The 12,267-nt window shown below is 61.1% G+C and carries 10 protein-coding genes; 4 read left to right on the top strand and 6 right to left on the bottom strand.

The genetic code is table 11. From position 1 onward, the window contains the following. The first annotated feature begins 173 nt into the window (after nt 1-173). The 3 genes from ODQ19_RS05120 to ODQ19_RS05110 all read left to right on the top strand — a co-directional run bounded on the left by ODQ19_RS05120 (nt 174) and on the right by ODQ19_RS05110 (nt 3,261). Complete coding sequence (locus ODQ19_RS05120) at nt 174-773, top strand: short chain dehydrogenase (RefSeq protein ID WP_330209476.1); 600 nt, start codon at nt 174-176, stop codon at nt 771-773. 96 nt (nt 774-869) lie between these two features. Further along, entirely contained in the window at nt 870-1,541 is a 672-nt protein-coding gene (locus ODQ19_RS05115; protein WP_032895666.1) for a COG3650 family protein, read from the top strand. A gap of 106 nt (nt 1,542-1,647) precedes the next feature. Continuing rightward, nucleotides 1,648-3,261: an NAD(P)/FAD-dependent oxidoreductase gene (locus tag ODQ19_RS05110; protein WP_019817841.1), complete on the top strand. Its 1,614-nt coding sequence runs from the start codon at nt 1,648-1,650 to the stop codon at nt 3,259-3,261. Between the two features lie 71 nt (nt 3,262-3,332). Here the strand turns inward: ODQ19_RS05110 and ODQ19_RS05105 are convergent, their stop codons facing one another. Beyond that, nucleotides 3,333-4,427 (bottom strand): PLP-dependent cysteine synthase family protein, encoded by a 1,095-nt coding sequence (locus tag ODQ19_RS05105; protein ID WP_330209475.1) that lies wholly within the window; start codon nt 4,425-4,427, stop codon nt 3,333-3,335. 216 nt (nt 4,428-4,643) lie between these two features. On the opposite strand from ODQ19_RS05105, the gene nhaA reads away from it, so the two are divergent. Next, the gene (gene nhaA / locus ODQ19_RS05100; RefSeq protein ID WP_116665867.1) at nt 4,644-5,828 is read left to right on the top strand and encodes a Na+/H+ antiporter NhaA; all 1,185 of its coding nucleotides are present in this window, start codon (nt 4,644-4,646) and stop codon (nt 5,826-5,828) included. A 173-nt stretch (nt 5,829-6,001) separates the two neighbouring features. On the opposite strand, the gene ODQ19_RS05095 is transcribed toward nhaA, so the two are convergent. The 5 genes from ODQ19_RS05095 to ODQ19_RS05075 all read right to left on the bottom strand — a co-directional run bounded on the left by ODQ19_RS05095 (nt 6,002) and on the right by ODQ19_RS05075 (nt 12,227). After that, nucleotides 6,002-6,466 (bottom strand): glycine zipper 2TM domain-containing protein, encoded by a 465-nt coding sequence (locus ODQ19_RS05095; RefSeq protein ID WP_003189251.1) that lies wholly within the window; start codon nt 6,464-6,466, stop codon nt 6,002-6,004. 265 nt (nt 6,467-6,731) lie between these two features. Beyond that, nucleotides 6,732-7,379 carry a pyridoxamine 5'-phosphate oxidase gene (pdxH, locus tag ODQ19_RS05090; protein ID WP_116665866.1) on the bottom strand — a complete coding sequence of 216 codons (648 nt, stop codon included), beginning with the start codon at nt 7,377-7,379 and terminating at the stop codon, nt 6,732-6,734. Between the two features lie 27 nt (nt 7,380-7,406). Continuing rightward, on the bottom strand, nt 7,407-8,558 hold the full coding sequence (locus tag ODQ19_RS05085) for an OmpA family protein (RefSeq protein WP_330209474.1): 1,152 nt from the start codon (nt 8,556-8,558) through the stop codon (nt 7,407-7,409). Nucleotides 8,559-8,701: 143 nt separating this feature from the next. Continuing rightward, the gene (locus ODQ19_RS05080; protein ID WP_060764380.1) at nt 8,702-9,847 is read right to left on the bottom strand and encodes a serine hydrolase domain-containing protein; all 1,146 of its coding nucleotides are present in this window, start codon (nt 9,845-9,847) and stop codon (nt 8,702-8,704) included. Nucleotides 9,848-9,929: 82 nt separating this feature from the next. Continuing rightward, on the bottom strand, nt 9,930-12,227 hold the full coding sequence (locus ODQ19_RS05075; RefSeq protein WP_330209473.1) for a beta-galactosidase: 2,298 nt from the start codon (nt 12,225-12,227) through the stop codon (nt 9,930-9,932). Nucleotides 12,228-12,267: the final 40 nt, after the last annotated feature.

Genomic DNA, 12,267 nt, shown 5'->3' with positions numbered 1-12,267 from the left:
ATCCAGTTAAAAAGCCACACTAGACTGAATGCAAATCCCAACCCCTGTAGGAGCGAGCTTGCTCGCGAAGAACGTCAACGATCACGCGGTAAGCCTGACTACACGCCGGCGATCTTGAGTTTTTCGCGAGCAAGCTCGCTCCTACAGGGAATCAGCCCCAGAGGAACAGCACGATGAAAATCCTATTGATTGGTGCCAGCGGCACCATCGGTTCAGCGGTCAAGGCAGAGTTGGCCCAGCGCCACGAAGTGATCAGCATCGGCCGCACCAGCGGTGACTTCCAGGTGGATATCAGCGATAGCACCTCGATCCGCACGCTGTTCGAACAGACCGGCAAGTTCGACGCGCTGATCTGCGCGGCCGGCAGCGTCAACTTCGTGCCCCTGGCAGACATGAACGACAGCGATTTCGAACTGGGCCTGCGTGACAAACTGATGGGCCAGGTGAACCTGCTGTTGATCGGCCGTGAATACGCCAACGACGGTGCTTCGTTCACGTTCACCAGCGGCATTCTGAACCGTGATCCGATCCGCACCGGCGCTTCGGCGGCCTTGGTCAACGGTGCATTGGACGCCTTCGTCAAAGCGGCGGCCATTGAGTTGCCACGCGGCCTGCGCATCAATACGGTCAGCCCGACGGTGTTGCTGGAAGCCATGGGCAGCTATGCTCCCTATTTCCGTGGCTACAAACCTGCCCCGGCCGCCGATGTAGCGCTGGCTTACGCCAAAAGCGTCGAGGGCCTGCAAACCGGTCAGACCTTTATCGTAGGGTGAGAGTGAGATCCGTAAGAAACGCCTGAAGCTGGCAAGCGGGCTTGTGATGCACGGCCAGCCTGCGTAACGTGGCGGCACTTGCCTGGAGACCCGATAATGCGCGCCGCCCGTACCCTCGCCCTGTTTGCCTTGCTTCCTCTGTTCGCCGCCTGCCAATTGTTCGAAAGCGAGCCGGCCAAGCCATCGACTGTCGGGCTGACCCGTATGCAGGGTGAGTTGACGGCGGTGGATGGCAAACTGCTGTTCCAGCCATGTGGCGACCAGCGTAGCTACGTGGTCAACGATACCGGCGGCACCAGCGTCCTGCAGGAAGCGGCCTCGCTGGCCGGCCAGCAGGGCATGCTGTTTGCCGACCTGCGTGGCAAGTTTTCCGGGGTCGCCAGCGGCACCCAGGGTTCAGTGGACCTGCAACAGCTATATCGCGTAGAACGCTCGACCTCAGCCTGCTCCGACCCGGACTTCAAGCGCATGATCCTACGGGCCAACGGCCATAAACCCGCCTGGGCGATGAACGTCACGGCCAAGGGCATGGTGCTCGAACGAGAGGGCCAGCCTCCTTTGGCAGTGCCGTACGTCGAGGAGCAACTGGGCGACGGCCGTTTCAACCTGATGACCGAAGCCAATAACCAGCACATCGAACTGTGGGTGGCGCCCCAGCGCTGCGTCGACAGTGTGAGCGGCAGCCTGCAACACATGAGCGCCGAGTTGCGCGTGAACGGCCAGGTGCAGCGTGGTTGCGCGGCGTTCGGCGGCTCGCGGGACGACTGATTAGCCCCTGTGCTGTTTTAACCTGACGGAAAGTTGTCATTGGGGCTTATAATCGCCGGTTTGCAAAACAGCCGGCCTTCTTGCCCGCCGCCTACCGGATCCTGTCATGTTACGAATCACCGAACTCAAGCTGCCCATCGACCATCCCGAAGAAGACCTGCGCACGGCCATCGTGCAGCGCCTGGGCATCGCCAGTGATGACCTGCTCGATTTCACCCTGTTCAAGCGCAGCTACGATGCGCGTAAAAAGACCTCTGAGCTGTGCTTCATCTACACCGTCGACCTGAACGTAAAGGGCGAAGCTGCCCTGCTGCTCAAGTTTGCCGACGACCGCAATGTCAATCCGGCACCGGATGTCAGCTACAAGGTGGTGGGGCAGGCGCCGGAAGGCCTGGCTGAGCGGCCAATCGTGGTGGGTTTCGGTCCTTGCGGGATTTTCGCCGGCCTGCTGCTGGCACAGATGGGTTTCAAGCCGATCATCCTCGAGCGCGGCAAGGAAGTGCGCCAACGCACCAAGGACACCTGGGGCCTGTGGCGCAAAAGCGTGCTCAACCCAGAGTCCAACGTGCAATTTGGTGAAGGCGGCGCCGGTACCTTCTCCGATGGCAAGCTGTACAGCCAGATCAAGGACCCGAAATTCCACGGTCGCAAAGTACTGCACGAGTTCGTCAAGGCCGGTGCGCCGGAAGAAATCCTCTACGTCAGCAAGCCGCACATCGGTACCTTCCGCCTGACCGGCGTGGTAGAAAACATGCGCGAGCAGATCATCGCCTTGGGCGGTGAAGTGCGCTTCGAACAACGGGTCACCGACGTGTTGATCGAAGACGGCCAGTTGAACGGCGTGGTCATCGACGGCGGCGAGCAGATCCTTTCCAAGCACGTGATTCTTGCCTTGGGCCACAGCGCCCGTGACACCTTCCGCATGCTCCACGACCGTGGCGTGTACATGGAAGCCAAGCCATTCTCGGTGGGTTTCCGTATCGAGCACCCGCAGTCGCTGATCGACGCCGCACGCCTGGGCAAATACGCTGGCCACCCCAAGCTGGGCGCAGCGGACTACAAACTGGTGCACCACGCCAAGAATGGCCGTTCGGTCTACAGCTTCTGCATGTGCCCGGGCGGCACCGTCGTGGCTGCGACTTCAGAACCCCATCGCGTCGTGACCAACGGCATGAGCCAATACTCGCGTAACGAGCGCAATGCCAACTCCGGCATCGTGGTAGGCATTACCCCCGAGGTGGATTACCCAGGCGGCCCGCTGGCCGGTATCGAGCTGCAGGAGCGCCTGGAGTCCCACGCCTACATCCTCGGCGGCAGTAACTATGAGGCCCCCGCACAACTGGTGGGCGACTTCATCGCCGGTAAACCCTCCACCGCGCTGGGCAGTGTGGAGCCGTCCTACAAACCCGGCGTGTCGTTGGGTGACCTGGCCCTGGCCTTGCCGGACTTCGCCATCGAAGCCATCCGCGAAGCCTTGCCGGCGTTCGAGAAGCAGATCAAAGGCTACTCGCTGCACGATGCGGTGCTGACCGGCATCGAGACCCGCACCTCGTCACCACTGCGCATTACCCGCAACGAGTCGATGCAGAGCCTGAACGTCAAAGGCTTGTTCCCGGCCGGTGAAGGCGCGGGCTATGCCGGTGGGATTCTGTCGGCGGGTGTCGACGGGATTCGGATCGCCGAGGCGTTGGCGCGGGATATGCTCGGCATCGAGGCCTAAAGCACGCTGACGGTGAGCATAAATCCAGTGTGGGTGCTGGCTTACCAGCTCCCACACTGCTTTGTAGGGTGTCAGATATTGGCGCGCAGGATGTTAGCGGGTAGCGCCTCACCGCGTTCGACACTCGCCGCAACCGCCGCGATCAACCCTTCCAGCTCATAGCCCTGCCCCGCCAGCCACGCTTGATCGTAATAGGTTGTGGCATAGCGCTCACCGCCATCGCACAAGATCGCAACGATCGACCCCGAATCCCCTACCGCTTTCATTTGTTGCGCCGCCATCAGGGCACCGATCAGGTTAGTCCCGCTGGAACCGCCAACCCGTCGCCCCAAACGCTGCGCCAGGTAATGCATGGCCGCCAGGGACAATGCATCCGGCACTTTGACCATGGCGTCAATCACCGCGGGCAGAAACGATGCCTCCACCCGTGGACGACCAATCCCTTCAATCCGCGAGCCACAGTCCAGGCGTAGGCTGGCGTCACCACTCTGGTAGAAATCGAAGAACACCGAGCGTTCGGCATCGGCACACAGTACACGCGTGCAATGTTGGCGATAACGCACATAGCGGCCCAGGGTCGCGGTGGTGCCGCCGGTGCCAGGGCTGGAAATCAACCAACTCGGCTCCGGGTGCTGTTCAAAGCGCATCTGCTGGAAGATCGATTCGGCGATGTTGTTGTTCGCCCGCCAGTCGGTGGCACGTTCGGCGTAGGTGAACTGGTCCATGAAGTGCCCCCCGCTTTCCTGGGCCAGGCGCTCGGATTCGGCGTAGATCTGCGTCGGGTCTTGGACCAGATGGCTTTTGCCGCCGTAGAAGGCAATTTGGGCGATCTTCTCTTGGGACGTGGTAGCGGGCATGACGGCAATAAACGGCAAGCCGAGCAAGCGCGCGAAGTAGGCTTCCGAGATCGCCGTGGAGCCGCTGGACGCTTCAATAACGGGAGCACCCGGCTTGAGCCAGCCATTGCACAGCGCATACAGGAACAGCGAGCGCGCCAGCCGGTGTTTCAGGCTGCCGGTGGGGTGGCTGGACTCATCCTTGAAGTACAACTCGATGCCTGGCAAACCCGGTAATGGCAGCGGGATCAAGTGGGTATCGGCGCTGCGCTGGAAGTCCGCTTCAATGATACGAATAGCTTCGCGGGCCCAGGTACGGTGGTCGCTCATGGTGGGTTCTCTAAAGGTTTTCAGCGGTGATCTTAGGATGTTTCCCACACTTCACACAGATACAGTGACGACGCAATTGGACACACAATTGCTAGTCTTTAGCCCACCGATGTCCCGGACCATCTCTTATAACAAATAAGAATATAACTTTTGTTTTAACAACTAACGGTACGGGTTAGGGTACCCACCTATTGAACCTGGATTGGAGAGCATCCCTTGCCTCTGCGTAGCACTTTCACCCGTTTCTTCCAGCTGGAAGCCGCCAGTGGCCTGTTGTTGATTGCCGCTGCCGCCTTGGCGCTGATCATCAACAACTCACCGTTGTCGCACCTGTACAACGCCTTTCTCGACACACCGGTGGTTGCACAGGTAGGCGCGTTGAAAATCGCCAAGCCGGCGCTGCTTTGGATCAACGATGGCTTGATGGCCCTGTTCTTCCTGTTGATCGGCCTGGAGGTCAAGCGCGAGCTGCTGGATGGCCATCTGTCCAAGCCTTCCCAAGTGGTGTTGCCTGGCGCAGCGGCCATCGGCGGCATGGTGGTGCCGGCGCTGATCTACTGGGCACTGAACAAGGACAACCCGGCCGCCCTCGCTGGCTGGGCGATCCCCATGGCCACCGACATTGCCTTTGCGCTGGGCGTGCTGGCCCTGCTGGGCAAGCGCGTACCGGTGTCGCTGAAACTGTTCCTGATGACCTTGGCAATCATTGATGACCTTGGCGCCATCATCGTCATTGCCTTGTTCTATTCCGCTGACTTGTCCACAGCATCCCTGGCGGGCGCGGGGGCGTGCTTGATTGCGCTGATTGCGATGAACCGCCTGGGCGTGATCAAGCTGGGGCCGTATATGATCATCGGTCTGATCCTGTGGGTGTGCGTGCTCAAGAGCGGTGTGCATGCGACCTTGGCCGGCGTAACCCTGGCGTTCTGCATTCCACTGCGCACCAAGAATGCCGAAACCTCACCGCTGCTGAGCCTGGAACACGCCCTGCACCCCTGGGTGGCCTACGCCATCCTGCCACTGTTCGCATTCGCCAATGCCGGCGTGTCCCTCACCGGTGTCAGCCTGGAGAGCTTCACCCACTCCGTGCCCATGGGCATCGCTGCCGGCCTGTTGATCGGCAAGACCGTCGGTGTGTTCGGCCTCACCTGGCTGGCGATCAAGACCGGCATCGCCTCACTGCCCAGCGGCGCCAATTGGGGCCAGGTAATGGGCGTGGCGATCCTGTGCGGGATCGGCTTCACCATGAGCCTGTTTGTCGGTTCCCTGGCATTTGTGCCAGGCGCCAGTGAGTTTGCCGGTGAAGATCGCATGGGGATTCTGACCGGGTCGATCCTGGCGGCCTTTATCGGATACGCGGTGACGGCGATGGCAAGTCGCAAGAAAACCGTCGTTGCATGATTGAAGTCCGTCAGTTGTAGGAGCGAGCTTGCTCGCGAAAAACTTACAGGCGCCGCGTTCATTCATTGAGCACGCGTTATCGTTAACGTTTTTCGCGAGCAAGCTCGCTCCTACAAACAAAACCCCCAACCGGTCACCCGGTTGGGGGTTTTTCTTCGCCTGAAGCTTAAGGCTTAGCGAGTAACGCGGCTGGTACCGTCGACGGTCATGATGCGTACGCGGTCGCCAATGCGGAAGATTTCATTTTCCTGCACGGCTTGTACGTAGGCACGCATGCTGCCGTCGTCTTCGCGCACGGTGATTTCCACGCCCTGGGTACGGGTCAGGCCTTCTTCAGTGGCCGAGCCCAGCAGGCCGCCCGCAACTGCGCCGATCACAGCAGTGACGATGCTGCCACGGCCGCCCCCGATGGCGCTGCCGCCAACGCCGCCGATGACTGCACCCGCTGCGCCGCCGATTGGGGTCTTGGTGCCTTCAATTTTCACTGGGCGCAGGGATTCGATGGTGCCCATGCGAACGGTCTGTACACGACGCGCCTCATCACGAGAGTACGAGTCGCCGGTCAGACTCGAGGCGCAGCCACCCAACAGCAACGACAGGGTGGTAAAGCAGGCAACTAGTAAAACGGACTTACGCATAGCATCAACTCCAAAGGACAGGTATTCATTAAACGCTGTGGCTTGGCGCGTGTCACGGCGCACCAGGCAGAAACTTGCTTTCATTCAGCCTGAGTACAGACTGCCAGCACCAGATAACTCGACGAACGGTAACCAAGCCAGGGTACAGAACGATGCCATAACCGGCTTGATCAGTGTAGCCGCACAGTCGAAAGCGCCCAAAGTCTCTTGAACAGAGACTTCGTCGCAACGGGGTTGATTCAGGTGGGATGACGAAAGGTGACGCTCAGGGCGCCAGACGCTCGCGGGACCATAGGCCGTCTTGCAAACGATAGTTGAGGCGATCATGCAGGCGGCTGGCACGGCCTTGCCAGAACTCGATGCGCTCGGGCAGTAAACGGTACCCTCCCCAATGCTCGGGGCAATCGGGCTGGGTATCGCTGAAACGCTCTTCAGTGGCCTTGAGCAACGCCTGCAGCTCCTCGCGATCACGAATGACCTTGCTCTGTGGAGAGGCCCAAGCGCCCAGGCGGCTGCCCAACGGGCGCACCTGATAATAAGCATCCGACTCTTCAGGCGTGACCTTGACCACGCGCCCTTCAATGCGCACCTGGCGTTCCAGGGTGGGCCAGAAGAAGGTCATGGCCGCAAACGGCCGCGCCGCGAGTTGCTCACCCTTGGCGCTCTGATAGTTGGTGAAGAAGGTAAAGCCCTGTGCATCCAGGCCCTTGAGCAGCAGGATGCGGCAGTGCGGGCGACCGTCCTGGTCGACCGTCGCCAGCGTCATGGCATTGGCCTCCACTGGCGGCTGTTCGGTTTTCACCGCATCACCAAACCATTGGTGGAACAACGCAAACGGCTCGTCCGGGGCCTGGGCCTCGCTCAAACCGTCCCGTGTGTAGTCACGGCGCATATCGGCCAGTGCCTGGGTCATGCGGCTTTATCCTTGTGGTTCAACAGCTCAGTTTTTCGCCTGGTCGTTCGAAGCAGGTGCCGCCTTGGCTTTTGCAGTAGCCGGCTTCTTGGCAGCCGGCTTGGCCGCAGCCTTTTTAGCCGCTGGCTTGGCCGCCGCTTTCTTGGCCGTGGCCTTTTTGGCAGGCGCTTTTGCCGCCGGTGCTGGCGCAGGCACATTCTGCACCGCGACCATTTCGGCTACGGGCGGCGTCTTGCCCGAGTTGTACTTGCTCAGCAGTGCCAACATGGTTGTACGCTGAGTGAACATGATTTCCATGCGACGGTTCAGCGCACGCCCCTGATTGCTGTCGTTGGCGGCACGCGGCATAAGGTCGCCCATGCCACGCAGCATCAAGCGATCCTGTTTCAGACCACTCAGGCTGAAAATCGAGGCAATGGACTGCGCACGCTCCTTGCTCAACGCCTGGCTGGCGGGAGCGCTGCCAGTGGCATCAACGTGGCCCAGCACCAGTACGGCGGTCTTGGGGTCAGCTTCAACGGCCTTGGCCACCCGCGTGAACGGGCCCAGTGTCACCGGCAGCAACATGGCCGGGCGCTTCGGGTTGTAGGAACCGTCTACCGGAGCAATCACTACCAGAGTGTTGTCACGGCGCTCCAGTTGCAGGTTGCTATCCTTGATGGCCGCACGCAGGCGTGGTTCGTATTCATCCAGCCAGGCTTGGGTGATTTTCGGGTCAGGCATTTGTACGTTGGTCACATCGACCTTGGCCAATGGCTTTGGCTTGCTTTCGAACGGCCACCACCAGCGCGGCTCACCGTCGGTCTTGGCGACGACAGGTGCCGCGTCCGAGGCCGGGGTTGCCGCCTTGAGGTCGGCTTTCAGGTCAGCCTTGGCGTCGGCGGCTTTTTCTTCGGCGGTCTTGGTGGAAAACGGCCACCAGCTGTAACCGGTGTCGGCTTTGGCGACCGGGGCAGCGGCAGCAGCGACGACAGGCTCAACAGGCTTGGCACCCGCCGCCGGCTTGGCGTCGGGTTTGGCATCCGGCTTGGCGTCGGTCTGGGCCACTGGATCCTTGGTTGCAGCTTTGTCAGATCCAAATGACCACCAATGCCCACCTTCGGCATCATTTTGTGGAGTTTGTGCACAACCCGTAATAGTGAGGCACAGCGCCAGTGCCAAAGACTTGTTCGATAACATGAGATATCCACAAAATGAGAAAAAACCAGGGGGTCGCGGGACCCGTTAAACAGACGCTAAAAGAACATTCAAGTTACAACATGTCGTTCAGCATCTTTTTTATACTTGCCTTTGTAACAAAAAATTGTGAAACAGCAAGGGGTTTATAGACAACCGGCCAATATTCCGACCAACTTCTGGGCACGCGGGTCCATAAGTACGTAAGGCCCCAGGGTATTAGTCACAAAACCGAAGGCTACATCATGTTCAGGGTCGGCAAACCCGACTGAGCCCCCTGCCCCGGGATGCCCGAATGCACGCGGCCCAAGGCCGAACGTTGCATTGGGCAACTGCGGTTGATCCAACATGCAGCCCAGGCCGAAGCGGGTTTGGGTCAATAAGGTTTTATCCAGCCCGATACTGTGCTCGCGGGTCAATTGTTCGAGCATGTCGCTTTCCAGCAAACTACCGTCCAACAAACCACTATAAAACCCGGCCAGGCTGCGCGCATTACCGTGGCCATTCGCCGCAGGCTGCTGCATGCGTCGCCATTCGGGCTTATTAGTGCTGGTCAGAATAGACGGTGGGTTGGCAAATGCACGGGTAGTCATCGCCGCAGGCTCGCGCATCATTACTTGAAGTAACCGTTGCGCGGCTTCATCACCCATAGTGCCTTTGCTGCGCGCGATATGGGCGACGCGATAAAACTCTTCATCCGCCAGGCCCACATGGAAGTCCAGCCCCAAGGGGCGTGCCACCCGCGCCACGATCGACTCCCCCGGCCCGCGCCCATCGGCGCGGCGCAACAGTTCACCAACCAGCCAGCCGTAGGTGATCGCCTCATAGCCATGGCCCTGGCCCGGTGTCCACCACGGGGCCTCGGCCGCCAGGGTATCGACCATCAATTGCCAGTCGTACAGGGCCTCGGTGGGCAGCATTTCGCGGATGGCGGGCAGCCCGGCCTGGTGGCAGAGCAACTGGCGCAGCGTGATCGCGTCCTTGCCAGCAGCGGCAAACTCCGGCCAGTACTCGGCCACCGGCGCATCGAGCTTGAGCTTGCCTTCGGCCACCAGTTGCAGGGCAGTCACTGCCGTGAAGGTCTTGGTGCAGGAGAACAGGTTGACGATGGTATCGCTGTGCCAGGCCTCGGCACCGTCCTTGTCGGCAGTACCGGCCCACAGGTCGACGACGGTTTGCCCGCCAATCTGGATGCACAGCCCGGCACCACGCTCCTGAGGATCATCGAACAGGGCCGCGAAGGCTTCGCGCACCGCTTCGAACTGCAGCTCGTAATGACCCTGAATCTGCACCTAAGTCCCCTCGGAAAACACCATGAAAAGTGGTCGCCATTCTTTCAGCCATTGTAGGTTTTGTGAACCCGTCAACGATGAATCAATGACCATTTCCAGCGTGTCCACCGGCATGCCCAGCGCCCTGCCCCGCGCCTTTGCCGTCGCGCCCCGGCTTGCCGGCGTCACTTTCACGCATCGCTTGGGTGGCCTTGGCTTTTTGCGCCTCACGGCCCAACTGGTCGAGCGCGGCCAGGTTGCTCTTGCGCACCGTCTCGACAAAGCCCTGGAAGGGTAGATCGGTGATGCCGACCAGGCCGAAATGGCCGTTTTCACCATCCAGCAGACGCCCGGTGACCGGCTGGTCCAGGTACTGGAACCAGTGCACCCCGACAATCGACGGCTCGGCCACCGCCTGCTTGAGGAAGGTGGTGTACGCCGCGCCACGGTCCTCTTCGCGGGCCAGTTGCGTCACGCCGCCCCAGAATGGGCCACGGTCGGCAGAGCCAAAGTTGAATTCGGTGATCAGTACCGGTTTGTCCAGCGCACGCAGGGCAGCGAAGTCATACCCGTCCTGGGGTTTCAAGGTGTACATGTTGAAGCTCAGCACATCGCAATACTGCGCGCACGAAGCGACAGCTTCCGGCGTGCTCACCGCAAAACGACCGCCCAGCAACAGCTGGTTGGGCGCGTGCCACTTGAGCGAGTCGGAAATGGTCTTGAAGTAAGCGTCGGCGAAGGTCTTCTGGAAATACTTGAAGTCGGCTTCGATTTCCGGGTGTTCGGGGCTGGGCATCGGCGGCTCAAAGCCTGGGTCTTCCATCAGCTCCCAACCGGCCAGGTGAATACCCCAGGCTTTGGCAAGGCCCTCTTCATTGCGGTATTTATCGCGCAGTTGCTTGAGGAAGGCGCGCTTGGCCGGCACGTCGGTGGTCATGCGCAGGGTGCCGTACGCCAGGGCGTAGCGGGATTTTGCATCGTCGCCGGGGCCGGCCCAGGCCAATTCGTTGTCGGCAAAGAAACCGATCAGCCACGGATCGTCACGATGGTCGCGAGCCGCGATGGCCACGGCGCGTTCCGTGGCCATGGCAAAGCGCGGGTCGAACGGGTCGGGCATACCGCCCCACCAGTCGGTGCCGGTGCTGATGCTGGCATAGTCACCGACAATCGACAGGGGCAAGGTGTACGGCACGCGGTCGGCAGTGGCCAGGTCCGGATCGCTCCAGTTCCCGACGGTGTTGAAGCCCCAGGCTTGCAGGCGATCAAGGGTATGGGTCACCCAGCGTGGCTGGTCCAACGCGTCACCGCCGTAAATGCGCTGCAAGTTGGCCCCATAGAAATCGTACCAACGCCCCGAGCCAAAGCCGCGACCTTCGCCGGCGCCGTTGCCGGTGCGGCTGTCGTCGCTGCCGTAGTACTTATCAAAGGGTTCGCCGGCCTTGGGCAGCGCCGCGAACATCCACTCGCGCCCCGCCACGTAGGTCTGGCTGTTGTCCGGCGCCACGGTGTTCACCCCCAGGGAGTAGAACGGATGCCCGTCCGGCGTCACCAGGTACCAGCGGCCGTCGCGCTTCTGGGTGCGAAAAAAACCGCTGGCGTCGAAGGCCGGGCCTTTTTTCCAGCCGCCGTATTGATCCAGGGAGGACTTGTCCCGCTCGGCCAGCCAGGTCTTGAGCTGCTGTTGCTCCTTGGCGGCCGATGCCTTGAGCTGCTCATCGCTGCTGACCTTTTCCGGCCAGCGTGCGCGGTTGGACTGGCCATAGGCGTCCACCAGTTCAGTGTAGGCGGCCTTCAATACCGGCTCGCTGTCCTGCACGCCGAAGCGCTCCAGCAAGATGCTCTGGGCGGCATTAGGCTTGAGCATCGACAGGGTCACCGAGACGACCTGGCTGCGGTCGATTTCCCCGGCGCTGGCGGCCAGCAATACCCGCTGGCCATCCACGGTCATCGGCATCGGCGGGCCGGCCTTCATGCCCTGACTCAGCGGTGAGTTGGCTTGCAGCGGGACGAGCAACGTCTGGGCCGGGCCGGCCGGCAGGTCGACGCGGCTGACGAGCGTCTTGCCGTCGGCACTTTGCACCTTGACGTAAAGGGTCAGCGCCCAGTTCATCGCGCTCTGGATACGCAGGCTCATGGCGCTCGATTGCGACCAATCCCACGTCCCCGTCTGCGGGCTGAGCACCAGGCTCGGCTCGGCCGTTGGGTTGAAGGTGATGCGGCGCAGCACCTCGCCTTCGGGCGTTTGTTCGGCGTTGTATTGCGGCAGGCTGGCGTCCTGGGTCGCCACCTTGACCACATCGGCAGGCCGGACGAAGTTGAACAGCGTTTGTTGCCCCTCGGGCGCCGCCATCAATGGCGCAGCGAACAGCAGGGCAAAAAGAGCGGGCAGCGTGCGAATCATACGAACAAGGTTCTCCCAAACGGCCGATGACTGGCCTGAT

Origin of the sequence: Pseudomonas sp. AM4(2022), from assembly GCF_036346515.1 — a bacterium.
Classification (GTDB): domain Bacteria; phylum Pseudomonadota; class Gammaproteobacteria; order Pseudomonadales; family Pseudomonadaceae; genus Aquipseudomonas; species Aquipseudomonas paracarnis.
Note: the sequence above shows the minus strand (reverse complement) of the source record. Positions and strands in the feature narration are given on the sequence as shown.

Excerpts from the sequence above, each read along its gene's own strand:
- ODQ19_RS05120 (WP_330209476.1), top strand. The coding sequence starts at position 174 with ATGAAAATCCTATTGATTGGTGCCAGCGGCACCATCGGTTCAGCGGTC.
- ODQ19_RS05115 (WP_032895666.1), top strand. The coding sequence starts at position 870 with ATGCGCGCCGCCCGTACCCTCGCCCTGTTTGCCTTGCTTCCTCTGTTC.
- ODQ19_RS05110 (WP_019817841.1), top strand. The coding sequence starts at position 1,648 with ATGTTACGAATCACCGAACTCAAGCTGCCCATCGACCATCCCGAAGAA.
- ODQ19_RS05105 (WP_330209475.1), bottom strand. The coding sequence starts at position 4,427 with ATGAGCGACCACCGTACCTGGGCCCGCGAAGCTATTCGTATCATTGAA.
- ODQ19_RS05095 (WP_003189251.1), bottom strand. The coding sequence starts at position 6,466 with ATGCGTAAGTCCGTTTTACTAGTTGCCTGCTTTACCACCCTGTCGTTG.
- pdxH (WP_116665866.1), bottom strand. The coding sequence starts at position 7,379 with ATGACCCAGGCACTGGCCGATATGCGCCGTGACTACACACGGGACGGT.
- ODQ19_RS05085 (WP_330209474.1), bottom strand. The coding sequence starts at position 8,558 with ATGTTATCGAACAAGTCTTTGGCACTGGCGCTGTGCCTCACTATTACG.
- ODQ19_RS05075 (WP_330209473.1), bottom strand. The coding sequence starts at position 12,227 with ATGATTCGCACGCTGCCCGCTCTTTTTGCCCTGCTGTTCGCTGCGCCA.